Source organism: Brevibacillus reuszeri, from assembly GCF_001187725.1.
Classification (GTDB): Bacteria; Bacillota; Bacilli; order Brevibacillales; family Brevibacillaceae; genus Brevibacillus; species Brevibacillus reuszeri.
The window spans coordinates 531,255-556,938 of sequence record NZ_LGIQ01000002.1; the positions used below are offsets into that span (position 1 = coordinate 531,255).

Annotated in this window: 26 protein-coding genes; 22 read left to right on the forward strand and 4 right to left on the reverse strand. The window is 49.7% G+C overall.

The window, feature by feature from the left end; translation table 11 throughout:
• Positions 1 to 295: 295 nt before the first annotated feature.
• The 14 genes from ADS79_RS03070 to proS all read left to right on the forward strand — a co-directional run bounded on the left by ADS79_RS03070 (position 296) and on the right by proS (position 15,210).
• Complete coding sequence (locus tag ADS79_RS03070) at positions 296 to 1,192, forward strand: sugar phosphate isomerase/epimerase family protein (protein WP_307725592.1); 897 nt, start codon at positions 296 to 298, stop codon at positions 1,190 to 1,192.
• A gap of 18 nt (positions 1,193 to 1,210) precedes the next feature.
• A complete protein-coding gene (locus tag ADS79_RS03075; RefSeq protein ID WP_049736933.1) occupies positions 1,211 to 2,020 on the forward strand; it encodes an ABC transporter ATP-binding protein in 810 nt (269 codons plus the stop codon).
• Between the two features lie 16 nt (positions 2,021 to 2,036).
• On the forward strand, positions 2,037 to 2,831 hold the full coding sequence (locus ADS79_RS03080) for an ABC transporter permease (protein WP_049736934.1): 795 nt from the start codon (positions 2,037 to 2,039) through the stop codon (positions 2,829 to 2,831).
• A 30-nt stretch (positions 2,832 to 2,861) separates the two neighbouring features.
• Positions 2,862 to 3,659: an ABC transporter ATP-binding protein gene (locus ADS79_RS03085; protein ID WP_049736935.1), complete on the forward strand. Its 798-nt coding sequence runs from the start codon at positions 2,862 to 2,864 to the stop codon at positions 3,657 to 3,659.
• Between the two features lie 21 nt (positions 3,660 to 3,680).
• Positions 3,681 to 4,445: an ABC transporter permease gene (locus ADS79_RS03090; RefSeq protein ID WP_049736936.1), complete on the forward strand. Its 765-nt coding sequence runs from the start codon at positions 3,681 to 3,683 to the stop codon at positions 4,443 to 4,445.
• Between the two features lie 30 nt (positions 4,446 to 4,475).
• Positions 4,476 to 5,789 (forward strand): ArgE/DapE family deacylase, encoded by a 1,314-nt coding sequence (locus ADS79_RS03095; RefSeq protein ID WP_049736937.1) that lies wholly within the window; start codon positions 4,476 to 4,478, stop codon positions 5,787 to 5,789.
• Between the two features lie 35 nt (positions 5,790 to 5,824).
• Complete coding sequence (locus ADS79_RS03100) at positions 5,825 to 6,994, forward strand: ABC transporter substrate-binding protein (protein WP_049736938.1); 1,170 nt, start codon at positions 5,825 to 5,827, stop codon at positions 6,992 to 6,994.
• Positions 6,995 to 7,036: 42 nt separating this feature from the next.
• Positions 7,037 to 8,047, forward strand: a complete 1,011-nt coding sequence (locus ADS79_RS03105) for a Gfo/Idh/MocA family protein (protein WP_049736939.1) — start codon at positions 7,037 to 7,039, stop codon at positions 8,045 to 8,047.
• Between the two features lie 27 nt (positions 8,048 to 8,074).
• Entirely contained in the window at positions 8,075 to 9,601 is a 1,527-nt protein-coding gene (locus ADS79_RS03110) for an FGGY-family carbohydrate kinase (protein WP_049736940.1), read from the forward strand.
• Between the two features lie 12 nt (positions 9,602 to 9,613).
• Positions 9,614 to 10,435 carry a BtpA family protein gene (locus ADS79_RS03115; protein ID WP_049736941.1) on the forward strand — a complete coding sequence of 274 codons (822 nt, stop codon included), beginning with the start codon at positions 9,614 to 9,616 and terminating at the stop codon, positions 10,433 to 10,435.
• A gap of 78 nt (positions 10,436 to 10,513) precedes the next feature.
• The gene (locus ADS79_RS03120) at positions 10,514 to 11,617 is read left to right on the forward strand and encodes a M42 family metallopeptidase (protein ID WP_049736942.1); all 1,104 of its coding nucleotides are present in this window, start codon (positions 10,514 to 10,516) and stop codon (positions 11,615 to 11,617) included.
• Between the two features lie 20 nt (positions 11,618 to 11,637).
• Positions 11,638 to 12,369 carry an SDR family NAD(P)-dependent oxidoreductase gene (locus ADS79_RS03125; RefSeq protein WP_049736943.1) on the forward strand — a complete coding sequence of 244 codons (732 nt, stop codon included), beginning with the start codon at positions 11,638 to 11,640 and terminating at the stop codon, positions 12,367 to 12,369.
• Positions 12,370 to 12,399: 30 nt separating this feature from the next.
• Positions 12,400 to 13,371, forward strand: a complete 972-nt coding sequence (locus tag ADS79_RS03130; RefSeq protein WP_049736944.1) for an acetylxylan esterase — start codon at positions 12,400 to 12,402, stop codon at positions 13,369 to 13,371.
• Positions 13,372 to 13,743: 372 nt separating this feature from the next.
• Complete coding sequence (proS, locus tag ADS79_RS03135) at positions 13,744 to 15,210, forward strand: proline--tRNA ligase (protein ID WP_049736945.1); 1,467 nt, start codon at positions 13,744 to 13,746, stop codon at positions 15,208 to 15,210.
• Here the strand turns inward: proS and ADS79_RS03140 are convergent.
• Both ADS79_RS03140 and ADS79_RS03145 read right to left on the reverse strand, forming a co-directional pair.
• Entirely contained in the window at positions 15,207 to 15,656 is a 450-nt protein-coding gene (locus ADS79_RS03140) for an HAD hydrolase-like protein (RefSeq protein ID WP_049736946.1), read from the reverse strand. The two genes, proS and ADS79_RS03140, sit on opposite strands and share 4 nt — an antisense overlap.
• Before the next feature lie 65 nt (positions 15,657 to 15,721).
• The gene (locus ADS79_RS03145) at positions 15,722 to 16,339 is read right to left on the reverse strand and encodes an ArsR/SmtB family transcription factor (RefSeq protein WP_049736947.1); all 618 of its coding nucleotides are present in this window, start codon (positions 16,337 to 16,339) and stop codon (positions 15,722 to 15,724) included.
• A gap of 355 nt (positions 16,340 to 16,694) precedes the next feature.
• On the opposite strand from ADS79_RS03145, the gene bcp reads away from it, so the two are divergent.
• Genes bcp through ADS79_RS03165 form a run of 4 tightly spaced genes read left to right on the forward strand, consistent with a single transcriptional unit; the run spans position 16,695 to position 19,623 of the window.
• On the forward strand, positions 16,695 to 17,165 hold the full coding sequence (gene bcp / locus ADS79_RS03150) for a thioredoxin-dependent thiol peroxidase (RefSeq protein ID WP_049736948.1): 471 nt from the start codon (positions 16,695 to 16,697) through the stop codon (positions 17,163 to 17,165).
• 40 nt (positions 17,166 to 17,205) lie between these two features.
• Positions 17,206 to 18,258, forward strand: coding sequence for a M42 family metallopeptidase (locus ADS79_RS03155; protein ID WP_049736949.1), 1,053 nt, complete (start codon positions 17,206 to 17,208; stop codon positions 18,256 to 18,258).
• A gap of 9 nt (positions 18,259 to 18,267) precedes the next feature.
• A complete protein-coding gene (locus tag ADS79_RS03160) occupies positions 18,268 to 19,029 on the forward strand; it encodes a class I SAM-dependent methyltransferase (RefSeq protein ID WP_049736950.1) in 762 nt (253 codons plus the stop codon).
• Positions 19,030 to 19,071: 42 nt separating this feature from the next.
• A complete protein-coding gene (locus tag ADS79_RS03165) occupies positions 19,072 to 19,623 on the forward strand; it encodes a cob(I)yrinic acid a,c-diamide adenosyltransferase (protein WP_049736951.1) in 552 nt (183 codons plus the stop codon).
• A 98-nt stretch (positions 19,624 to 19,721) separates the two neighbouring features.
• Here the strand turns inward: ADS79_RS03165 and ADS79_RS03170 are convergent, their stop codons facing one another.
• Positions 19,722 to 20,624, reverse strand: coding sequence for a complex I NDUFA9 subunit family protein (locus ADS79_RS03170; RefSeq protein WP_049736952.1), 903 nt, complete (start codon positions 20,622 to 20,624; stop codon positions 19,722 to 19,724).
• Positions 20,625 to 20,755: 131 nt separating this feature from the next.
• On the opposite strand from ADS79_RS03170, the gene nth reads away from it, so the two are divergent.
• The 3 genes from nth to ADS79_RS03185 all read left to right on the forward strand — a co-directional run bounded on the left by nth (position 20,756) and on the right by ADS79_RS03185 (position 23,991).
• The gene (nth, locus tag ADS79_RS03175) at positions 20,756 to 21,445 is read left to right on the forward strand and encodes an endonuclease III (RefSeq protein ID WP_049736953.1); all 690 of its coding nucleotides are present in this window, start codon (positions 20,756 to 20,758) and stop codon (positions 21,443 to 21,445) included.
• A 146-nt stretch (positions 21,446 to 21,591) separates the two neighbouring features.
• Positions 21,592 to 22,026, forward strand: coding sequence for a peroxide-responsive transcriptional repressor PerR (perR, locus tag ADS79_RS03180; protein WP_049736954.1), 435 nt, complete (start codon positions 21,592 to 21,594; stop codon positions 22,024 to 22,026).
• A gap of 204 nt (positions 22,027 to 22,230) precedes the next feature.
• Positions 22,231 to 23,991: a glycosyl hydrolase family 18 protein gene (locus tag ADS79_RS03185; RefSeq protein ID WP_049736955.1), complete on the forward strand. Its 1,761-nt coding sequence runs from the start codon at positions 22,231 to 22,233 to the stop codon at positions 23,989 to 23,991.
• 98 nt (positions 23,992 to 24,089) lie between these two features.
• On the opposite strand, the gene ADS79_RS03190 is transcribed toward ADS79_RS03185, so the two are convergent.
• On the reverse strand, positions 24,090 to 24,464 hold the full coding sequence (locus tag ADS79_RS03190; RefSeq protein WP_049736956.1) for a YgzB family protein: 375 nt from the start codon (positions 24,462 to 24,464) through the stop codon (positions 24,090 to 24,092).
• Between the two features lie 118 nt (positions 24,465 to 24,582).
• Between ADS79_RS03190 and ADS79_RS03195 the strand changes: the two genes are divergently transcribed.
• On the forward strand, positions 24,583 to 25,458 hold the full coding sequence (locus ADS79_RS03195; RefSeq protein ID WP_049736957.1) for a hypothetical protein: 876 nt from the start codon (positions 24,583 to 24,585) through the stop codon (positions 25,456 to 25,458).
• Positions 25,459 to 25,684 lie beyond the last annotated feature (226 nt).

Genomic DNA, 25,684 nt, shown 5'->3' on the forward strand with positions numbered 1-25,684 from the left:
TGATAATATCATGATTCAAATTATAAATAAATGAAGACTTTTTGAATGATAATCCGAATCGATAAATTTCAACAAATTTATCTGTCATTCACGAAAAACAGCGAAAAGACAAGGTTTAGAAGCAAAATATTTCACAAGAAGTAGGCAAAATATCTAGTTGACATGGATTGAAGAAGAGAATATTCTGAAAAATATAGATCGAAAAGTAGCAATATTTAAACTTATTGATCGTGATTTTATCATGAAAGCAGTTTTTCTGCCTAACATTCGATCACGATAGGAAGGGAGTGCTCACGTGCATTGCAAAATCAAGAAAGGCATTAACATATGGTCATTTCCCGAACAAATGAACATCGTGGACTGTATGAGATTGGCGAAGGAAGGCGGATTCGAAGGAATTGAGCTGGCGCTGAGCATGAAAGGCGAGCTAGGTCTGACAAGCAGCGTCGAAGAAATTCTTCGCTTGAAACAGAAGGCAGATGAAATCGGGATCGTGATCAACAGTTTGGCTACCGGACTGTACTGGCAGTTTTCCTTGACCAGCAATCGTGAAGATATTCGCCAGAAGGCAAAGGAGACGGTGAGACGCCAGTTGGACATCGGAGCTTTACTCGGTGTCGATTGTATATTGGTCTGTCCGGGAACCGTCGGAGTGGATTTCACCCCCGATGAAGTGGTGCCGGATGCCAGTGAGATCGAGTTTTTTGCCGGCTCAGAGGTAATTGATTACGATGTCGCCTATGACCGTGCGCTGTCAGCCTTCATCGAGCTTGCGCCATACGCAGAAGAGAAGAAGGTCATGATCGGGGTAGAGAACATTTGGAACAAGTTTTTGCTCTCACCACTGGAGATGCGGGACTTCATCGACAAGATTGGATCACCGTGGGTACGCGTCTTTTTCGATGTCGGCAATGTAGTCGCGTTCGGCTATCCGGAGCAGTGGATTCGCATCTTGGGCAAGAGGATCGCGAAGGTGCATTTCAAAGATTATCGACGGGATGCAAAAGGCCTGGCTGGTTTTGTTGATTTGCTCGCTGGTGACGTGGACTATGTGCGGGTGGTGGATGAACTTGTCGCTTTGGACTACGACGGATGGGCAAATGCCGAGATGTGTCCGGTGTACAAATGTTATTCTGACCAGATCGTCTACAACACTTCGGCTGCAATGGACAGAATATTGCGAATTAAGTGAAGGGTGGAGGTGCGGAGCGTGTCAAAGGTGATCATGCGTGTGAATGCGCTTGCAAAGTCATTTTCGCAAAAAGGCGCGGAGCTGCGTGTTCTAAATAAGATTAGCATGGACATCCACGAGTCGGAATTCATTTGTGTGATTGGTCCCAGTGGTTGCGGCAAATCAACTCTTTTGAAATGCATAGGGGGTATTCAGCCTCCTTCGACCGGAACGATTGTGCTGGATGGGATGACGTATGAACAGGGCATTCCATCTCAAGTCCTCAGGAAGTTCGGCTTTGTCTTTCAAAGCAATAACCTGCTCCCCTGGCGCACCGCGGAGAAAAACCTCAGACTCATGCTGGAAGTGCTGAAGGTCAAGGAATTTGACTGGGAGCAAAGAATGGACGAGATGCTCCAGATCGTAGGCTTGGCCCAATACAAGGATGTATTCCCGCATGAACTGTCTGGGGGAATGAGGCAGCGGGTCGGAATCGCCAGGGCTCTGGTCCATAACCCGGAGATTCTGCTGATGGATCAGCCGTTTGGCGCCTTGGACGCGATCACAAGAAAGATGCTGTCCTATGAAATGCTGAACATTTGGAAGCAAACCAAAAAGACGATCATCATGGTGACCAACAACGTGGAGGAAGCGCTCTTGCTGGCCAATCGCATCTTTGTCTTCTCACCCTTGCCCGGAGAAATCGTCTCCGAGATCGAGGTAGATATCCCTCTGGAGGAACGGGGACAGGACATCGCAAGCAACAAGCGCTATATCGAGCTTCGTACCTTGATCAACCAGGTGATTCGCCAGGGGCATGCTGCCGAAGCAAAGCGTCTGGCAACCTAGCTGAGGGGGATTGACATTGGAACTTATTCGCACGAAAAGCAAGCGAGTCCAGAGAGACCGTGCATCGATCATGCACTCGTTGTCTCCCATTCTCTTGTTTGTAGGCTTGTATTTGCTGCTCGAAATCATTATCCGAACTGCTGGCATTTCCAGAACGGTATTGCCCACGCCTACGGGAATCCTGGTGGAGACGATCCGGAATTTCGGTTCTGATATCTGGCCCCATTTTGTCTTTACCTTAAAAGTGGTCGTGATCGGCTTCATCGTAGCGACGATTCTCGGGATGACGCTGGCAGGCCTCTTTTCCCAGTACGATCTGATTGTCAAAGCCGTCTCGCCGTTTATTATCCTGCTGGTCGTAACGCCGATGATCACGATTGTTCCGCTCTTCATGCTATGGCTGGGGTTTGACCCGAACATTCGCATCCTGGTAGTGATTTTGCAGGCGGCTCCGATCATCATGCTAAATACACTGTCCGGGTTCACTTCGGTGGAAACGGAGAAGCTGGAGCTGATGAGATCGATGGGCGCAGGCAGGCTGCAGACTTTTTTTAAGCTGATTCTGCCCAATGCGATGCCTCAGGTGTTTACCGGCATCAAGCTTGGCTGCATCTTTTCCACAATTGGCGCGATCAGTGCGGATTTCGTGGGAGGGTCAGTCGGACTCGGATTTCGCATTCTCCAGTATTCCGGCCTGGTGATGACCGAGATGACGTACGGAACCATTCTCATCGTCGCGCTCATCGGGATCGTACTCTATCAATTGGTCAGTTTTGCGGAAAGCAAGTTCATCGTGTGGCGTAAAAAATGAGGCAGCTTATCGGAGATCGGGGGAGATCACGTGCAAAATCCCAAAATCAAATTAGTCGATGTCACGAAGGTCTTCAAAACACGCAGTAAAGACATCGTGGCCGTGCGAGATGTGAATATGGAAGTATATCCTGGAGATTTTGTCGCGATTCTTGGTCCCAGTGGCTGCGGCAAATCGACGATCATTCGGATGCTCAACGATATCATCCAGCCCTCATCGGGAGAGATGTACATCGACGGGCGGGAGATCACAGGGAGGAAGATGAGCAGGGACCTGATGAAAAAAATGGGCTTCATCTTTCAACAGCCCAACCTGTTCCCGTGGCTGACCGTACGCCAAAATGTCGCTCTGCCGCTCAAGGTATTCGGCCTGCAAGGGAAGGAGTGGGAGCAGAACGTTGATAAGCTGATCGAAATGGCCGGCTTGAAGAAGTACGAGCATGCCTATCCCGCTGAGATTTCCGGCGGAATGATGCAGAAGGCCGGGGTGATCCGGGCGATGGTACACGAACCGGAAATTCTGCTCATGGATGAGCCGTTCGGGGCGTTGGACGAACTTACGAGAGAGCAATTGGATCTGGAGCTGTTGACGATTTGGGAGCAAACCGGAAAAACGATCATTTTTATCACGCATGAGGTGGAAGAGGCGGTACTGCTCGCTTCCAGGGTGTATGTAATGTCGACCAATCCGGGACGGATTGTGGCGGAAGTAGAGATTGATCTTCCGAGACCGCGAACGTTGGAAATGATCGAGTATGAGAGGTTCATTACATATGAGATGGAACTGACGAGCATGATTGGAAAAGTGGAACTACGGCATATCAAGTAATTTGGAAGGGAGGAACGTGCGTTGCAGAAACAAGTGGCCTCATCGAATGCAACTAGCGTGCTCGCGCCTGTCATCATGTTTTTCATCCTGTTTGGAACCTGGCAAATTGCCGCCGTGGGCTTTGATATTCCGCGCTGGATCTTGCCAAATCCCGTGTCGATCATAGAGACGATGTTTGTTTCATTCGGCGAATTTGCACCGCATATCGGGATCAGCGTTGTGACGATTGTCTGCGGTTTTTTGGTCGCAGTGCCTATCGGGATTTTGCTGGCTGCACTCATCACCAATTTCAAGATGATCGATACGACGCTCTCGCCATTCGTTATTTTCCTTGTGATCACCCCGTTGATTACGCTTGTCCCGCTTTTGATGATCTGGTTTGGCTTTGGTATCGAGGTGAAGATGCTGGCGGTCGTTATTCAAAGCTTCCCGATCGTCATGATGAATTCGGCGACTGGCTTCAACAATGTAGAAAACATCCGCCTGGAGTTGATGAAATCACTGTGTGCGAGTCGTTGGCAGACGTTTACCATGGCAATTTTGCCCTCTGCTCTTCCCAATGTTTTTACGGGCATTAAACTGGCCAGCATCTTCGCCACCATCGCAGCAGTCACCTCCGAATTGATCGGCGGCAATATCGGAATCGGCAGCCAAATCATCAAGTATTCCCAGTACATGCAGACTGAGAAAGCATTTGCCTGCATTTTCTTCACGGCGATCATCGGTACGACCTTTTACGGCTTGATTAATCTCGTGGAGCGAAAAATCGTCCGTTGGAAAATCTGACGGCTGCGATGGAAATGAGGTGAGTAGTGCGTGAGCAGCAAACGGATATTGTTTGAATATTTGGATAACAACAAGGATGAGCTTGTCGAATACGTGAAATCGCTCGTACAGATTCCTTCGATCAACCACACGTTTGGCGGCGATGAGAAAACCGTTCAAGACTGGCTGGCTGATAGTCTGCGCTCTCTTAATTTTGCAGAAGTCGAACAATTCGCTGTAGACGATGAGCAGGTCCGGCCCAACGTCGTGGCGGTGATGAAGGGGACGGGCGGCGGCAAAAGTCTGCTGTTCAACGGTCATATGGACGTCGTTCCCATCGCGGAGCCGCATAAATGGCGTAGTGATCCATTCGAGCCACTCCAACAGGGGAACAAAATCTACGGGCGCGGCACGAGTGATATGAAAGGCGGTGTTTCTGCCGCAATCTGGGCGATGAAAGCGCTCAAGGAATGCGGAATTCTCCTGCGCGGAGATGTTCTGCTGCAAGCCGTTACGGGCGAAGAGTCGAACGAGGCAGAGGAAATCGGGACAGTACAGTGCTTGAAGCGAGGCTATACCGCAGATTTTGCAGTCGTCTGCGAGCCTACTGATCTGGAGCTGCATACAGCCTCTGTCGGACTGTTTTTCTTTGAATTGATCGTCGAAGGCAAGGCCGTACATATTTCAGCCAGAAACCAGGTCTTGTTTCCACAGCCGGCAGGCGTTCCAAGCGGGCCCACAGTAGGAGCGGATGCTTTCAAGAAATCGCTCCCGTTCGTGAACTACTTTTATTCCCTTGAGGAACAGTGGAATCATCGCTGGCGGGACGCGGTGCTGGGTGCTGGCGGCAGTCCCGGACACGATGTGCAGGGTGTAGGCTTGTTTACGATCAATCCTTCGTTTATCGAGGGCGGCGAATACCTCGGCTCTGTCCCTGCCAAAGTAAAGCTCATGTACGGCGTCTGGTACCCGGATCAGTTGGTGAAAAAAGAGGAGCTGTGGGAGGAGATCAGAAGGGGCGTGGAAGCGCTCGCCTCGACGGATGATTTTCTGCGCAGCCATCCTCCGAAGCTGACGGTGCCTGTGCTACAGGAATGGCAAGGCTTTCATGTTCCAGCGGATCATGCAGGTGTGCGCGCGATGATGACGGCGATCACGGACGTGGAGGGATGTAAAGCCGTTCTGTCCGGCTTCCGAGCCGTTTGCGATGCTGCCTATTTGAACAAACACGGCGTACCTGCTGTTGTCTTCGGCCCGGGCTCGCTGAGCTGGTCGGTTCACGGAGAGAACGAGTACATCACGGTAGACAGTCTTGTGGCGGCGGCCAAAGTATACGCCAGCATGATGATGGATTGGTGTCAATGATTCAAGACATAAATGATCTAGGGAGGGGTACAAAGATGAGAAAGGTGCAAATCACGCTGTTGATCGCTGTGCTTTGGTTAGTGGCAGTGCTTGCTGGATGTGCGCAGAACAGCACGCAGTCAGGGGGAAGCAATTCTGCGGGAGGAAACGCATCCGGGGGTCAAGGCACTGGCACGGCGCCAGGGACCAATACCGCTGCTCCTGCTGCTGGCAATTTGCAGAAGGTGACGGTCGTTGTGCCACGCACGGTTGAGGTGTTGGATGATGCGCATATCTGGTCAGCGATCAAGATGGGCTATTTTGCCGAAGAAGGCTTGGACGTGAAAATCGAACAGTCCTTTGGTACGACAGATACGAAAATGGTAGCGCTCAAAAATGCGCAGTTTGCTTTGCCTTCTCCGAATTTCCTGTTTATGGGAATCGAAAATGGATTGCCGCTCAAGGCCGTATTCCAGAATGACTCCATAAATATTTTTGGTATGGCTGTCCGATCAGATAGCGGCATTAAAACCTGGAAAGACATGAAAGGTAAAAAGGTAGCGCTCGGGGATGCGGCATGGGCCAATATCATCAATCCGACGCTGATCGCTGCCGGGCTTGATCCAGAAAAGGATGTCGAGTATGTAGTTGCTGGGGAAAATCGCTTCCAGATGGTGCAGGAAGGCAAGCTGGACATCTTGTTCACATGGGTGGCGGAGTATTCGCAATTGAAAGGCCAGGGATTTGATTTTGAGTATATCGATGGGAACGAGATTCTTCCGTATACCTCGAATCCGCTCGTAACCAATGCCGAGTACCTCACCGAAGATCCTGAAATGGTGCGCAAATTCGTGCGCGCGCTGGCAAAAGGGATGTACTTCGTGAAAATGAACCCTGAAGCGGCAGCCGATCTCACGTTGGAACAATTCCCATCGATCAAAATTCCTTGGGACGGAGCTGTCGGTGCGATGATGGGCCGCGTATATCAAGGCTTCGGGCTAAGTGAAGCCGACCAGCAGAAGATCGTGGATGGAGGCATCGGCATCGCGGATATGGACAAATGGAAGCTCAACATGGATTGGGCTGTGAAAACCGGTATCATCAAAAAAGAAATTCCGCTGGATCAGGTAGTGACCAATGACTTTGTCGATAAGACCTGGGATAAGTCCAAGGTGGAGGCCGATGCGAAAAATTACGTGTTCAAGGTAAAAGACAAGTATCAGTAAGCCCGTCTCGCCTTTAACGCTTACAGGGAGGGGAGAACAAAGATGCACAAGATCGGAATTATAGGAGCCGGATTGATTTCCAGAAGTCACGCCGAATCGATTCGTACGCAAAATGGCGCGGTGTTGACAGCGGTGGCTGATATTCGCGAAGAGGTTGGGCAGCGCTTTGCCGAGGAATACGGCTGCGCCTACTTTCAGGATGCCGAAGAGATGCTGAAGCACGCAGACGTGGAGGTAGTGATCATCGCCTTGCCAACCTTTTTGCATGGCAAGTATGTGGAATTGTGTGCCCGATACGGCAAGCATGTGCTGTGCGAAAAGCCGGTCGAAATGACGGTAGAAGCCACAGAGCGCATGCTGGAGCAAGTGAAGGACGCCGGGATCATCTTCATGGTCGGGCAGGTTGTCCGCTTTTGGAGCGGATACACAGAGATCAAGGAGCTTTACGAAAGCGGCGAGCTGGGGCAAGTTCACATGGCTTTTGCCAGCAGATGCTCCACCTTGCCAGACTGGGGAAATGAATGGCTGCTACATCCGGAAAAAGGAGCAGGAGCGATCTGCGACATGCATGTCCATGATGTCGACTTCCTGCGCGATCTGTTCGGCGAGATTGATTCCGTGTATTGCCTCGCGAGCAAAGACCATACCGGATGCTGGAATCACGCCATGTCCTCGATTTCCTTCAAGAGCGGCGAAAAAGCGGTTGCCGAAGCGGCGTTTACGATGTCCGACGGGTATCCATTCACGATGTTCTTCAAAGCGGCAGGGACAAAAGGGACTGTAGAGTTTACCTACAAGGCAGGCTACAACATCGGGGAACGGGATGCTTCCACCTCCGAGCTGCGTCTCTACCGGCAAAACCGACAGCCCGTCATCCGCAAGCTCGAGCAGCATGATCCTTACGCGAGACAGCTTCAATATTTTTTGTCTTGTGTGGAAGCAGGAGAACAGCCAGCGCGCGTGCCGCATCATGAGAACCTGGAAGTGATCAAGGCCATCGCTGCCATTCGCGAGTCAGCCGATACAGGTAAAATTCTCTCGCTTACCAGTTAAACCTTGTGGATACGGCAGGTGGTCAAAATGTCTTATGTAATGGGAATTGATATTGGAACCTATGAGTCCAAAGGCGTTCTGGTCGACAGGGAAGGTCGCAGGGTCGCTTACCAGTCTTTGCCCCACTCTCTGGAGATTCCGCAGCATGGCTGGGCAGAACACGACGCTGAAAAGACATGGTGGCACGCAGTGAAAACCTTGTCCAAAGCGTTGATTGCCGAGGGACAAAAGACAGCCGGATTCCAGGCTTCTCTGATCGAAGCTGTCGGAATCAGCACAATCGGCCCTGCTGTGGTACCGATTGACCATAACGGTAACGCTCTGCGTAAAGCGATTCTCTACGGGATCGATACGCGGGCAAGCAAAGAGATTGATGAGCTGAATCAAAAAATCGGCCCGGCCGAGATATTGCGAAAAGGGGGCCACTATTTGTCCTCGCAGTCCGCCGGAGCCAAAATCCTCTGGATTCGCAATCAGGAGCCCAGAGTGTACGACCAAACCGCCTGCTTCCTCTCTGGCAATGGCTATCTGGTGTATAAGCTGACCAAAGAACGCGTGATCGATGCCTACACGGCATGCGCCTTCTCGCCTTTGTTCGACTTGCAAAAGCTTGACTGGGATGATGAGCGCTGCGTCTATGTAACCGAGCGGGAAAAGCTGCCGCGAATTGCGTGGAGTCACGAAATAGTCGGCTGCGTAACGCCGGAGGCCGCTGAAGCGACAGGACTGTCAGCGGGAACCAAGGTGATCGCCGGGACTGCGGACGCAATGTCGGAATCAATCAGCGTGGGTGCGGTAAACGAGGGCGACATGATGATCATGTACGGTAGCTCGACATTTTTCATCCAGGTGATTGCGTCGCAGACCCAGACCGAAAAATTCTGGCCTTCTGTACACGCAGTACCGAATCTTCATACGCTCACGGGTGGGACATCGACTGCGGGCTCTATCACCAGATGGTTCGTCGATCAATGGCTCCAGCCGGGAGAATCCAGGGATGAAGGGTATACTCGCTTGACGCGTTTGGCGGAACAAAGCAAACCAGGTGCAAACGGACTGATCATGCTGCCGTATTTCAGCGGCGAGCGCACACCGATTCATCATCTGCAAGCCCGGGGCACGTGGTTCGGCCTGACCCTGAAGCATACGACTGGAGATTTGTACCGGGCGATTCTGGAAGGGATCGGCTACTCGATACGCCACAACATTGAAGAAATGAGACTTGCCGGATTTCCGCCGCGCAAGCTGGTGGCGATCGGAGGCGGTACGAAAAACCGGCTCTGGTTGCAGGCGGTCAGCAGCATTTGCTGTGAGGGGCAGTACATCCCCAAAGTGACCTATGGAGCGGCGTACGGAGATGCTTTTCTGGCAGCGCTTGGACTGGGCTGGTACGACAGGCTAGAAGAGATTGAATCGTGGGTGGAATATACAGAAGTGCTCCTGCCGCAGTCCAAAGAAGCGGAAATCTATGAAAAGTACTATCGCTTATACCGTGAAATTTACGAACAGACCAAAGGCAGTATGGATGCGTTGTCATCCATATCAAAGGACTAGGAGGGTCAAAAAATGACTTGGTTAAAAGAAGTGATCGGGACAGAGAAAGCAATTATTGCCATGTGCCACTTTTTACCGCTGCCGGGTGATCCTTATTTTGATCAGGAAAAAGGGATGGAGTACGTCATTGAAATGGCTCGCAAGGATTTCCTCGCGTTGCAATCCGGCGGCGTAGACGCTGTGTTGTTTTCCAATGAATTCAGTCTGCCTTACCTGACAGATGTCAAAACGGAGACAGTCGCCGCCATGGCCCGGATTATCGGGGAGCTGATGTCGGATATCCAGCTACCGTTTGGTGTGAACGTCCTGTGGGATGCCAAAAAATCGCTCGATCTGGCTGCCGCGACAGATGCCAAATTCGTCAGGGAAATTTTTACAGGCGTGTATGCGAGTGATTTCGGCATGTGGAATACAAATGTCGGAGAGACGATCCGCCACCAGCATCGCATCGGTGCCAAGGATGTCAAGCTGCTGTTCAACATTGTGCCGGAAGCGGCAACATACATGGCTGACCGCGAGATCGAAAGCATCGCCAAGTCAACGGTCTTCAACAATCGGCCGGATGCTTTGTGCGTTTCGGGACTGACAGCGGGAGCGGAGACAGACTCGGCTATCCTGAAGCGTGTCAAGGATACAGTTCCTGACACAGTCGTCTTGGCCAATACCGGGATGAGGATGGAGAATCTGGAGCAGCAGCTGTCGATCGCGGATGGGGCAGTGGTGGGAACGACGTTCAAGCATGACGGAAAATTTGAAAATCACGTCGATCCGGAGCGGGTCAAATCCTTTATGGATAAGGTAAAAGCGTTCAGAAGCCAGATTGTGTATTCGTAAGAAACGACGCAGAGTGAAAGCGGGAAGTTTTGCCGTTTTCGCTCTGTGTTCGATTTTCAAAAGTGGGAGCGGTGACAGATGACATCAGACTATTTGACGCACATAGCCCAGCGGCTGCAAGGATTGACACAGGTGGTTTCGCCAGCCGGTTACGAGGATGCGATGATTCGCAAGGTGCAAAGCGAATTGCCGAAAGGTTTGCATGAGGTCAGCGTGGACAATCTTGGGAATGTCATTGTTCAGGTCAACAAAATAGATGAGCCGAACCCCTTCAAGGTGATGGTATTTGCCCATATGGATGAAGTCGGATTCATCATCAAAAAAATCGAAGAGGACGGATTTATCCGCGTAGAGCGTCTCGGAGGCATTCCGGAGAAAAGCATGCTGGGACAAAGCGTGATCGCAGAGACTCCAGAAGGAAAAATAATGGGCATCATCGGTACGAAATCGCATCATCTGACGAAGCCGGAGGAGAAATTCAAGCTGCCCCAGGTGCAGGAAGCCTATCTTGATTTTGGCTTTCGCAGCAAGAGTGAAGCGCTGGAAGCCGGTGTGTTTGTCGGAATGCCAATTGTCTACGCCAGACAATTTTTCCGCTGCAACTCTCTTGCCTTCAGTAATGCGATCGATAATAGAGCAGGGTGCCTGATTCTGCTCGAGCTGATCGACCGGCTTGTTGGGAAGTCGCTCCCATGCGAAGTGGTCATTGTCTTTTCCGTTCAGGAGGAGTTTAATTTGCGCGGCGTGATTCCGGCGGTTAGGGCGGTCAATCCTGATGTTTCAATCACATTGGACCTGGTCGTAGCCGCCGATACACCTGATCTGAAGGGAAGCGCTGATATCAGTCTGGGAGAAGGGCCGTGCCTGAATCTGTACAGCTTCCATGGCCGAGGAACGCTCGGGGGGCTGATTCCTAATCCGAAGCTCGTCAACTTCGTAAAGAAAGTGGCGGACGCGGAGGATGTATCCCTCCAATACTCGACATTCATGGGCGGACTGACGGATGCGTCGTTCAGCCAGTTGGAGAACGCCGGGATTCCGATGATCGACCTCGCTTTTCCTACCCGCTATACACATGCGCCTGTAGAAGCGGTTGATCTCAATGACTTGACCGCGCTGATCAAATTGCTGGAAAAGCTGGTTCCCGCCTTTCATGCCGGAGTGGATTTGAAGAGGGGCTAAGCGGGATGGGAGGGCCTTGGATGAGTGAAGAGGGACGCGTTGTTTTGATTACTGGTGCGAACAGAGGGATCGGCATGGCGATCGCCCGCAGATTTCGGCAGACGGGGGACCGTATCGTCATCCTGGATATGGCAAAAGAGCCGAGCCAGGAAGCGGCGGAGGTGACCGCAGGCGGCAGCTATTTTGCATGCGACGTAACGGACAAAGCAGCGGTAGACGATGTGATGGAACGTGTTTTTGCGGAGTACGGGTTTGTGGATGTGCTGGTGAACAATGCCGGGGTACAACGAAGAAAACTTTTTCTGGAGACGACAGAAGAAGATTTTGATTTGATTTTCAACGTAAACGTCAAGTCCATTTACCTGGTATCGCAGCCCATCGTCCGGCGCATGATCGAAAGGGAGCGCGGATGCATTTTGAATATGGCCTCGATGGGCGGAAAATGGGGAGGAGCGGATGAGTCCGCCTACTGCGCGAGCAAGGCAGCTGTCATCGAATTGACCAAGACGATGGCGATGGCGCTCGGTCCCCACAACATTCACGTCAACAGCGTTTGTCCAGGAATCATCATGACTGAAATGGCGAAGACGCTTTCTGCCGAATCTCTAGAAGCCTGGCGGGAAAAATCGCCATTGGGTCGTCTCGGTTCTCCCGAGGAAGTAGCGGAAGTCTTTTATTTCCTGAGCTCACCTGCTGCCCGTTATATGACTGGACAGGCGATTAACGTGACAGGCGGCATGATCATGCACTGATCGCTGCTGCCGAAATGGGGAGGAAAACAGATGGGACAGCCGTATGATATGCCTTTGGACCAATTGCGGGAGTACAGACCAGCGCTGACCAGGCGTGACGACTTTCTTGCCTTTTGGGAGGAAAGCAAGCAGATGCTGGCACAGGTGCCGAGCGATCCGCAGCTCACAGCCATGGAGTATCCGACAGATGGGGTACGGCTGTACGAGCTAAGCTTTGCCGGTTTTGGGCATGCGCGAATTCGCGGGTACTACGCAGTGCCTGACCGGGCGGGACAGCATCCGGGGCTGGTTATGTTCCACGGCTACAACTGGAGTCATGACGGACAGATTCATGACGTGGTCAACTGGGCCTTGCACGGCTATGCCACATTTGGGATGCTGGTACGCGGTCAGCAGTTGAGCGAGGACAATAGTGTCGCCCCACACGGGAACTCGGCTGGTTGGATGACCAAGGGTATATTATCCAAAGAGACGTATTATTATCGCGGGGTATACATGGACGCGGTGCGAGCTCTCGATGTGCTGGCAGAGCGCGAAGAAGTGGATGCTTCCCGCATTGGAGTGACAGGGGGAAGCCAGGGAGGGGCCCTGAGTCTGGTTGCTGCTGCCTTTTCCGCTATTCCGCGCATCGTGGTGGCGGAATACCCGTATTTGAGCCATTTCCGGCGATCGATCGACATGGCGCTTGCCGGGCCGTATCTGGAGCTCAACGAGTTTTTTCGCCGCAACAGTGCACCCGGGATCGAGGATAAAGCAATGGATACGCTCTCTTACTATGATGTGATAAACCTGGCTCCCCTGGTTACATGCCCGGTGCTGGTCTCGATTGGCTTGATCGATGAGATCACACCTCCTTCCACGGTGTTTGCCACTTACAATCATTTGCAGACAACAGAGAAGCAGATCCGCGTCTACCGTTATTTCGGCCACGAACCGAATGCTGCCTTTCATTGGGAAAAGCTGAAATGCTTGCGGGAGCATTTGACTCATCAGGGACAGTAGCAAAAGCCATTCATTTCTTTGTTCGTGAGTGCTCATGCCACAAATTGACAAGAGCAGCGGAACTTGTTAACATATTGTGTTAAAGAAAGCTTGCGAACACACAAAGGCAATGAAAGGACCCGCAGCTATCCCCTGGTCACAGAGAGTCAGCCCTAGTCTGGAAGGCTGATACACAGGCATACCTGCACCCCATCCTCAAGCCGCTGGCGAAGAGCCATGCCGGATGCCCCGCCGTTATCGGGACTTTTGAGCGGATTGAGCGCTAGTCGCTTCAATCAATCAGGGTGGTACCGCGGATGTTTGATCCTCCGTCCCTTTTTTGGGATGGGGGATTTTTGCATTTCAATGGAAGTTCAAAAAGGAGCGTAGACGATGAAAGAGGAAAAAGCGTTTGTAAAAGAAATTACGCCACAAGCAGAAGACTTCTCGCGTTGGTACATCGATGCGATCAAAAAAGCTGATTTGATGGATTATACCCCAGTGCGCGGCTGTATCGTTTTCAAGCCGGATGGGTTTGAGCTGTGGGAGAGAATCCAGGAGGCGATGAACAAGCGCTTCAAGGAGACGGGCCACCGAAACGCCTATTTCCCGATGCTGATTCCAGAGTCCTTTTTCCAGAAAGAAAAAGAGCACATCGAGGGCTTCAACCCAGAGCTGCCGTGGGTGACGGAAGCCGGCGGGGAGCCGCTCGAGGAAAAGCTCGCCCTGCGTCCTACCTCGGAGACGATTATCGGTCATATGTACAGCCAGTGGATTCAAAGCTATCGTGATTTGCCTGTGCTTATCAATCAGTGGGCAAACGTGTTTCGTTGGGAAAAGCGGACGATGCCGTTCCTCCGTACATCCGAGTTCCTTTGGCAAGAAGGTCATACTGCACACGCTACGGAAGAAGAAGCTCGCCAGGAAACGATGCAAATGCTGGAGATTTACCGTGAGGTCGTTGAGCAGGAGCTGGCGATTCCGGTTTGGAAGGGACAAAAAACGCCGAGTGAACGCTTCGCGGGAGCCGTAGATACGTATTCCATTGAAGCGATGATGAAGGATGGAAAAGCGGTGCAAGCGGGCACCTCACATTATTTGGGCGATAAATTTGCACGCGGCTTTGAAATCAAATTTCTGGATCGCGACAACCAATTTAAATATGTTCATACAACCTCATGGGGGACATCGACACGTCTGATTGGTTCCATGATCATGGTGCACGGGGATGATCGTGGTCTGGCTTTGCCTCCGCGCATGGCTCCTACGCAAGTCATTATGATTCCGGTTGGGCCGATGAAGCTGCGTGAAAAGGTGATGGAGGCATTCGATCCACTCTTTGACGAAATCAAAGCGGAAGGTGTGCGTGTTCGTGCTGATCTGCGAGAAGAGACGCCAGGCTGGAAATTCAACGAATGGGAAATGCGCGGAGTACCTTTGCGTCTGGAGCTTGGACCACGTGATGTAGACAACGGTCAGGTCATTCTCGCTCGCCGAGATACAGGAGAAAAAGTAACGGTACCACTCGAAGGGATCGCTCAAACTGTGGCGGAGCTTTTGGAAGAGATTCAACAAAATATGTTCCAAAAAGCACTGGCGTTTCGCGAGCAGAACTCTCATCTGGGAATCGATACGCTGGAGCAATTGTCAGCTCACATTGCCAAGAGCGAAAGTGAAAATACAACGAGCGGCTGGGTATTGGCAGGCTGGTGCGGGGATGATCAATGCGAGTCTAAAGTGAAGGAAGAAACTAAATTTACTACTCGCAACATACCATTTGAACCACCAGTATCGAAACAGAGATGCATTTGCTGTGGCAAAGAGTCGCAGCATACTGTCTGGTTTGGTCGTGCTTATTAATAGAAGGAGGGAAAAGGTGCGTCTGACGTGGATTCGTGCGGACGCACCCTTCTTTTTTCTAAACCCACAGTCTTCAATCCGGCAGCACGGCCAGCAATCGTATCAGCATCACTGTCACCGACAAAAATGGTTTCCTCGGGAGTTGCATGAAGCTGCTTCATCGCTGCCAAAAAAGCATCAAGCATGCGGATGATTCCAGCAGGGTTTTGCAGCTGTTGATGTTCGTTTGTGTACACATCAAAAAAATGAGTCAATGCAGCTTCGTGCTCATGTATGGGAAGCTGTTTTCTTATCATTTCCGTTTCAGTAGGCCCAAACAGAGCGACGATTTGCTCATCGGAGAAGTGCTGGTTCAGATGGCGCTGGAAGGTAGAACGAAAGGCATTATAGATAAGCGGAAGCGTATCGGCAACGGTACCGTCGAAATCAAATAGAATAGTTCGCATGAAGAAGACCTCCAGATCATAATAAAAAGAAAACCATCATTCATAGATGGTTTTCTCAGGCGACATTACTTATCTGAATCGTCAAACGGTTCTTCCGGATCATCTGTCGGATCTGCAGGAGTCAATGGAAACAGGACATCGAAAAATTTGAATTTGCGACGTCCATCTTCATTTTTAAAGCCTTTGTACTTGTGAAGCAGTTCACTAATTTCGTCAACCAATTGATTGCGTTCTTCTTGACTTAAGTAAAATTCAGTCAAATTGAACGCGAAGGTATGCTTGTACTCTTTACGAACATCCCGATCACTGGCAACGAAACGGTTGAGTGTGCGCACGAGATCCTTTTCCGTTGTGCGGAATGGAGTAAACATCACGTCACTCAATTGCTGTGCATTTTCTTCAATCATGAGTTGAAGCTTTACCTGAATCACCTTTGCAACCGGCTCGTAGTACTTCTCAACAATGGAACCTTTTACACGAGTATCCACCTGTTCCAACAGCCCAACGCGCACGAGCTCTTTCACATGGTAATGAAGACGTGCAGCGTTTTCGCCCAATTCCGTAGCGATTTGTTTGGCTGTCCGTGGCTCCAGATCCTCGAAAAGTTCCAAAATTTTAACTCGTTCGGCTATAGCAAGGGATTTTAAGGCTTCCGGGTCCGTTACTTCAAAAAACTCTTTCATGCATTTCTCACCATCCAACTGACTAGGCCAAATTTTTTGTGTAGGAATATTTAAGTACTTCACAGTGTGAGTGCTACATAGCTTAAACGTTCCGAAACGTACAACAACCCGACTGAATCGAGGTCATTCCTTTATAGGGTTGACTGAACACGCATCCTGATTTAGCAAGAATAACCTTCCCCTAAAACGCGGTCGCTCCCCACGAGAAGCCTCGATACAGGTTTTCTTAATTTTTCTTAATTAATTCTAGCGTTTTCTGCTCAAAAGCGCAACGTGTATACAGATGAAGTGACTGTCAGCTTGTGGTAAAATGGGACAAGTAAATTCCAGGTCAAAAGTAGAAAGAAGGGATAGCATGACCGCGATCGGACAGGCCGCGCCTCCGTTTACGCTGCAGGCAAGCGACAATCAAACGATCTCACTTTCCCAGTTTCACGGAAAAAATGTTGTTCTTTATTTTTATCCAAAGGATATGACGCCGGGTTGCACGACGGAAGCATGCGATTTTCGTGATTTCCATCCGAAGTTTTCGGAGCTGGATACCGTTGTACTAGGAATCAGTCCCGATACGGTGAAGTCGCATGACAAGTTCATTGCCAAGCATGAGCTGCCATTTACGCTTTTGGCAGACCCTGATCATGAAGTGGCTGAGGCGTACGGGGTATGGGTGCTGAAAAAAATGTACGGACGGGAGTATATGGGAGTCGAGCGCTCTACGTTTGTTATCGATAAAGAAGGCAATATTGCAAAGGTATGGCCGAAAGTAAAGGTAAAGGGACACGTGCAGGAAGTGCTCCAATTTGTAGAAGAAGAACTGCAAAAATAAGAAAGACCAATTGTCGCAGACGCGAATGGAGGAACCGAAGATGAGTGTGTCAACAGAGTTTGTAGTCGAATCCTTTTGCCAACTAGCCAACATCGCAAGTCCATCCGGTCATACCGGAAAAGTAATGGCGTGGGTCGCGCAGGAGCTGGAAAAGCTCGGTGTTGAATTCAAGCGTACCAACAAAGGAGCGATTATCGCCACCGTACCGGGTGCAAATGAAGAAAAAGCACGATTGCTCACTGCGCACGTCGATACATTGGGTGCAATGGTAAAAGAAATCAAGAGCAATGGTCGATTGAAGCTGGCCCTGATCGGTGGCTTTGAATTCAATGCGGTAGAGGGCGAGCATTGTGTTATTGAAACGGGAAGCGGTCGACTGGTGACAGGAACGATCTTGTCCACAAAAGCCTCTGTTCACGTATATGGTCGGGAAGCTGGAAAAGTCGAACGGACAGAAGCAAACATGGAAGTGCGTCTGGATGAGAAAGTAACCAACAAGCAGGAAGTACAGGCTTTGGGAATTTCGGTTGGCGATTTTGTTTCGTTCGATCCACGCGTGACCGTAACCGAAAGCGGATTCATCAAATCCCGCCACATCGATGACAAAGCGAGTGTTGCTATATTATTAGGAGTGCTCAAAGCATTGCAGGAAACAGGTGAGAAGCTCCCGTATACGACCTATTTCTTTATCAGCAATAACGAAGAAATCGGCTACGGAGGCAATTCCAGCATCCCGGCTAACGTCATCGAGTATTTGGCAGTAGACATGGGAGCGATAGGAGATGGGCAGACGACTGATGAATATTGCGTCTCGATTTGCGCAAAAGATTCCTCTGGTCCATACCATTATGGGCTGCGTACTCATCTGACTAAGCTGGCGGAAGCAAACGGCTTGAATTATGAGGTAGATATTTATCCGTTCTACGGATCAGATGCGAGTGCGGCGCTGCGTGCTGGATATGACATCGTACACGGATTAATCGGTCCGGGTGTAGACGCTTCCCATTCTCATGAGCGGACACATAAGGAAGCGCTCGACAATACTGCAAAGCTCGTGATGGCGTACATCCATTCCAAAGAACTGCAAGCATAGGAGGAACCTATGGGCAATATGTATCAATGGGCTGATTACTATGATTTGACACAGCGGGGCGTACCCGGTGACGTCGAGTTTTACTTGGAGCAGGCCAGACAAGCGGGAGGAAAGGTGCTGGAGCTGGGCTGTGGAACAGGGCGAATTACCATCCCGATGGCGCAGGAAGGAATCGAGGCCACTGGCATCGACCTTTCAACAGAAATGCTTGCCAAGGCAGAGCAAAAGGCAAAAGAGCAAGGAATTACGTCGGGGTTAAAACTCTTGCAAGGAGATATGCGCAGCTTTGATCTCGGTGAGACCTTTTCACTCATCATGATTCCATTTCGCTCGTTTCTCCACCTGCTGCATATAGCGGAGCAGATGAAGGCCCTGACCTGCATTCGCAAGCATTTGGCACCGGGCGGCAACTTCGTGATGAATGTGTTTGTACCAAAGATCAATCATTTTTATGAAGAAAATGAAAAAATGTCGCTGCGGGGAACCCACAGGCTGCCATCAGGAGAGGAAGTAGCGATGTGGGATTACACACGCTATGACCACTTTCAGCAGCTGTCTGAAGTGACAAGAACCTATGAGCGCTCTGACGCACAGGGACTTGTTACGGAGCGAGTGACGGGACGGTTTAATTTGCGCTACATTTTTCCAGCAGAGCTGCATCATTTGCTGCGGCTAAATGGCTTCAAGATTACACAGCGGTATGGCTCGTTTGCCAAAGCTCCGTTCGATGCGAGCAGCTCCGAGTTGATCATCATTGCGGAAGCTTTGTAGTCTAGCTGGTGTAGAGGAAAAGGGAATAAAGGAGGGGTATGAATGAAGATATACACAAAGTCAGGGGACAAAGGGGAAACGTCACTGGTCGCAGGTGTCCGTGTACCCAAGTTTGCAGATCGTGTAGAAGCATATGGAACGTGTGATGAAGCGAATTCGCAAATCGGGCTTGCCTTATCCCTGTTGCCACAATCAGACGAGTGGAACGAGCTGCATGCTGTTATTCATATCATACAGACCAAGCTGTTCCATGTAGGTGCAGAGCTGGCTACGCCTGAAGGCAAAAAAGTAGGCTGGCCGATCGGAGAAGAGGATGTTACCTTCCTGGAAGAACAGATTGATCAGCTGGATGCTAATCTGCCGCCATTGACCAACTTTATTCTGCCTGGCGGACACCCTGCGGCTGCTGCTTTTCACATTGCGCGAACTGTCGTGAGAAGAGCGGAGCGAAAAGCCGTACATGTTGCTACACAGGAACAAGTAAACAAGGCCGTAGTGAAATACTTGAACCGTTTATCCGATTACTTGTTTGTCGTCGCGCGTCACGTGAACAAGCAGGTGGGTGCTGTAGAAAAAACACTGCATGAATCGTAAATAGCAACGAAGAGCCCCTGGACTTATCTCAGGGGCTTTTTCTCACATGAGCAGGTGTCATTTATGACGATCAAGCAGCGCATTTGCCAAATGAGATCCTAGCGTAAGTAGGTAGCAATCCCCTCGTGAAAAGGGATTTTCTTGGTAGAAAACGTTTGATATAGCAGGCCCCCATCATTGCAAGCGTTCCCTTCCAGCAGCATGGTCAGCTGCGTATTTGTGATGGGGAAAAAGGAGAAGCCTTCCATCATGTTAACGACTGGCTTCATCAGCTCGAGAGGTATATGTATTTTGCGAACACTCTTTTTGCCGATCGCAGTGCCGATGGCATCCAGAATTTGTACATAGGTGAGAGGTGCTGGTCCGCCAGTCTCGTAGACTTGATTAAGGGAAGCATCCTGGGTCAGCGCTTGAACGAAGACATCAGCTACTGTTTCACGAGCGACAGGCTGTAAAGGATACGAACCATTGCCAATAACAGGTGTTACAGGAAGACGAACTAAATCAGCCAGCATATTTACAAACTCATCCCCTGGTCCGAAAATGACAGATGGACGGAAAATGACGTATGGTATTCCGCTAGCTTGGACGAGCTGTTCTGCTTCGTATTTGGTACGATGATAGGCACTCGTAGCATTTTCGCGGGCGCCTAGCGCACTCATATGGATGAAACGGGTAACCCCGACTTTTTTGGCTGCTGCTAGAACGTTTTTGGTACCCTCGACATGAATTCGTTGAAAGGTAACGCCTTTCCCTGTCTGTTCACGAATGATTCCAACCAGATGAATAACAGCATCACAGCCCTGCATCGCCTGCTCAAGTGAAGCTGTATCAAACAGATCACCAGTTGCTTCTGCGATGAATGGGCTATTTTTATCGAATCCGAGCTTTCCCTCCGAGCCCGACCTTGTCAAGCAAACCGTATGGTACCCACCTGCTTGTAGCCGAGCTACCATGCCTTTTCCCACAAATCCACTGGCACCAGTCAGGAACACCTTCATTCGAATCCCCTCCCGTAAAATTCTTCCAAGCACATTGTATCTCATGCAAGGTTCGCTATGCCAAGCCAACTTCCTGCTAATTGCCGAGTTGACGCAGATCGGTATAATGTAGGGAAAAGGGGGACATTTCTATGGCACAACGCAAAGTACCCGTCGCGGAAATTTTGGATGAGCTGCAAGGGTTGTATCCAGACGCGCATTGTGAATTAAACTATACCACCCCGTTCGAGCTCTTGATCGCCACGATTCTTTCCGCGCAGTGTACAGATAAACGGGTGAATGAAATAACCGAGCCGATGTTTAAGCATTTGAATCAGCCGGAGCATTACCTTCATTTGACACAGGAAGAAATGGAAGAGCATATAAAAGGGCTCGGATTGTATAAGAATAAGAGCAAGAACATCTTGGAGACCTGTAGAATTTTGTACGAAAAGTACAACGGAGAGGTTCCGCAAACGCATAAAGAGCTGGAGGCGTTGCCTGGGGTTGGCCGGAAAACAGCCAATGTCGTGCTGTCCAATGCATTTGGAGTACCGGCGATTGCAGTCGATACGCATGTGTTTCGCGTAGGCAATCGCCTTGGACTCGCTAAGAGCGACAATGTAGACGAAGTAGAGCGTCAGCTGATGAAACGGATTCCGCGTGAAAAATGGTCCGATGCGCATCATTGGCTGATCTGGCACGGAAGAAGGGTATGTGCGTCACGCAATCCGCAATGTGGACAATGCACTCTGCAATCCATGTGCAAATTTGCGGCAGCCGAGGCAAAAAAGACGAAAGCAAAGCCTGCAGCTAAGAAAACAGTCAAGGCGAAATCCTGATTTCCATCTTCTTCATCCTCAAATTACGTGTAATGCATATTGACAGTTTTCGCTGACTAGACGTACACTTATTTAAAGTAATTCTAATCAATGACAAAGAAGTGAACTATTCTTTTGTCTTGCGAAGGACTGTGGGGTGTAACAATATGGCACAGCGTGTAGAAAAGGCTGTTGAAATCCTCAAGAATACCGGGGTTCGGATGACACCTCAGCGCCATGCAATTTTAACTTATTTGCTGGAGACGATGACTCACCCGACGGCTGACGAAATATACAAAGCTCTCGAAGGCAAATTCCCCAATATGAGTGTTGCTACGATCTATAATAATCTGCGGGTTTTTAAGGATGCAGGATTGGTTACGGAGCTCACCTACGGGGATGCGTCCAGTCGATTTGATGCCAACGTAGAAGAAGATCATTACCACGCGATCTGTTCAAGCTGTGGTGCGATTCGAGATTTCCACTTCCCGTATTTGCGGGATGCGGAGGAATCGGCAGCAAAAGATATCGGCTTTCGCGTAACGGGTCATCGCATGGAAGTGTACGGCATCTGTGAGTCCTGTCAAAAGAATCCCCACTAAGAAATGGCTTTTTGAGGAAAACACCTTCTGCAACAACCGGATAACCAGTTGCTGCGGGAGGTGTTTTTATGTCGCAATGTGTAACGTTTTGGCTTTTCGTACGTCTTCCTCTACGTATAGGAATGTTTGTTAGAATGTAAAAGGTTGTGAATTCATTGAACATAAGATATGATCGGAAACTATTGTGGAGAGGAGGTCGCGACCATGAGCTTGGCAGTTGGAATGGCTCCTCGTCCTAGGCGAAGAAGAAGACGAGCGGCGCGGCTTCTCTTTTTACTCCTTTTCTTTTTCGTCGCAATTTTTGGCGGAATCTACTGGTTTTTTGTGTTGCGGGCATCTACGGAGCATGTTCTACCGTATGATGGCGATCATCATGTAATCGTATATGAGGGCTCTAAAACCAAATCAACGTATTTGCTGGAATCTGATCAGGTTCTCGTGCCCTTCGAGTTTTTGAAGGAGCGGATTGACCCGGCCATTTTTTGGGATGAGCCTACGAAATCGGTCATTGTAACGACAAAGGACAAGGTGCTGCGTATGCAAAGCGGTGAAGTCGTTGCACATCTGAACAAGCAGCCAGTAAATTTGCAGGTTCCTGTCAAGGAAGTGAATGGGACACGCTATGTGCCGATTGATCCGTTGGAAAAGCTGTATGCCTATACGTTTGAGCGCAAAGAAGCTACCGATGTCTTGCTCGTCGAAAAGGAAGGCTACGAAATTCAGCAGGCAAATGTGATTGCCAAGGATGAGAAGCAAATGGTTCGCGTTGGGGCTTCGCATCGAACCCCGATTGTTGCTGAAGTAGGAACAGGAGAGAGCGTCGATATTCTCGGAAAAGAAGAGGATTATTATCGTGTTCTGACCGCTTCTGGGATCGCAGGCTTTTTACCAGTTAAGAGTGTTGAATTTACAAGTGTGCGAAAGGTTGCTCTGGACCATCCTATAGACTCTCAGCCTTATACAGTCTGGAAGCCTGACGGAAAGAAAATAAACCTCACATGGGAGCATGTAGTAAACCGAAATCCGAACATTGCAGAAATTGAGGCAATGCCGGGTGTGAATGTCGTTTCTCCTACGTGGTTTGAAATGAAGGATGAAGAAGGGACTCTCCTGAATAAAGCAGACCCTGCCTATGTGAAATGGGCTCACCAACGCGGCTACAAGGTATGGGGCTTGGTCACAAACGGTTTTAACCCGGATTGGACAAAGTCGGTTCTTGGCAGCTACGACAAGCGGGATAAACTGATCGCGCAGATTATCCACTACGCCCATATGTACGATCTCGATGGCATCAACATTGACTTCGAGAATGTGTACCTGGAGGAAAAGGAGAAGCTCGTTCAGTTTGTTCGGGAAATGACTCCATACTTGCATCAACAGGGGCTAACCGTTTCGATTGATGTTACGATCAAGTCGAATGCCAAAACGTGGTCGTTGTTCCTCGATCGCAAGGCGCTTGCACAGGTGGTAGACTACATGGCGGTTATGACGTATGACGAGCATTGGGCGGCGAGTCCGGTAGCGGGCTCTGTGGCATCGTTGCCGTGGGTGGAAAGCGGTTTGCAGGGTGTGCTGGAAGAAGTGCCGCATGAAAAGCTTTTGCTCGGTGTGCCGTTCTATACGCGACTGTGGACAGAAGCGAAGCAGGCTGACGGAAAAATCAAGGTCAGCTCCAAGGCATTGTCCATGACGAGAGCCGAGGAATGGATCAAGGAGCGAAAGCTGACTCCGAAGCTGGATGAAGCGTCAGGCCAAAACTACGTGGAATACAAAGATCCGAAAGATGGCAACGTCTATAAAATGTGGCTTGAGGACGTCAGTTCTATGAAAAAGCGGATTGATATCGTGAACAAGTACGATCTGGCTGGGGTTGCATCCTGGCGCCGTGGGTTTGAAGTGCCAGAAATTTGGCAGGCTATCGAGGAAGGCTTGTCTTCTGAAAAGTCCACTCAGAAATCACCTTAACGAGCTGTCATAGATAGAAGAAGCCACCTGCGCGCCCTGTTAGAGGGAGTGTGCAGGTGGCTTTTTGCGTATGGATTGTGATTGCAGAGGGTTCATCATTATGTCTGGTTTTGCTGAGGTTGTCCATCCTCTAAGCGGAGCGGTTGTCCACAAAACATACAGGCGTCTTCTTTTCCGAGCATCTTCGTTACTTTTTGGCACGAAGGGCACTGTACCTGTGGAGCTGATGTGGAAACCATCCCCGAAATCATGAACAACACTGTGCTTCCCATTGTAAGGATGAAGCCGATAATCAAGAGCAGGGTCATAAAGATGTAAGAACCTTTTAACAGGCTGCCGAGAAAAGGAATAAAGTCCAGATATCCTGCAAAAAAAGCGTAACCTGTATACATCAGCAAAATGCCGATTACCATGCTCCAGTTGCCCCAAGTTCGCATGCGTTTAATCTTGCTCAGGCGCTCAGTATTTTTCATCATCATTCCTCCTATCCTACAGTATATCACACAAAAGGAATTGTCTGTTGACAAGCAGGAAACGGACAAGGCGTGTAGAATCCTTAAGTTCAACCCAGGGGCAGGGAGGAAATAAGGCATGAATAGAAGGCCAGATGACAATCAGCAAACCTATCTTGAATTGCTCCAAAAGCGCATGGATGTGCAAGCGGTGCTGATTTTGCCTGATTCGGATATGCTTGTCCCATTCCGTGAGGGAACCTTCTATATAGTAGTGGTCAATCATTCGCATGTCGATACCACAATTAGACGCATGCGGATAAATAAGCAAGTAATTCTCGAACAACAGATCGGCAGCTGGCAATTGGAAAAGGGGGCTGTAAACGGCTTGGATGAGCGGCTTGCAGTCATGCTGGGCAAAGCTGAGATTTTGTGGGATAAAGACGGATATATGAAGCAAATGAAACAGAGAATCAGTCGATTGCCCGAGTTCCTCCAGAAAAAGTACATCTGCAAAGAGTATTCGCGTTTGCTGCGCTTTGTCCATGAGACAAAAGAACGGCTCCAGCAAGGGATGGCTCTGGATGCTTATCATTCGTCTATTCAATCGCTTGACTCATGGGCGCGTCTGATTGTTTACGAGGCAGGAGAGCACCCGCAGGCTGGACTATGGTCCCAGGTCAAGCAGCTGGATTACTCGGTATACAAGCTGTACGAGGAGCTTTCGTTTAATGCGGAGGCATTGGAGAAGCGGATTGAGCTTCTGTTACTTGCCATGGAATTCTGGATTACTTCTCGCATGAAGAGCTCGGTCAGATTTTTGATCGAAGTGATGGAGAAGAAGAATGGGCCATGGAGCTTGCAAGAACTAATGAATCATCCCCTCGTTCAGGATGCGGAAATCGATATACCGCTGATTATAGATAAAATGGTGCAGCGGTCCTTGGTCCAGGAGGTAGATTGTTCAGATCGTCAAAACGAGGTTGAAGAGATTTGTTTTATATTGTTGGGGTAAAAATTTTTAAATACTGTTGACTTCTTGTTTTGATCCATGCTATATTAACAAACGTCGCTGCTGCACAAACGAAAAATATGGCAGTGAAAAAGTTAAAAAAACTACTTGATTTTCTAGGTAGAGATGTGGTAAATTAAAAAAGTCGTCTCTGGGCGACAGAGTAACAAAAAATGCTCTTTGAAAACTGAACAGCGAAAGCGTTAATGAGTCTATCATTAAATGATTT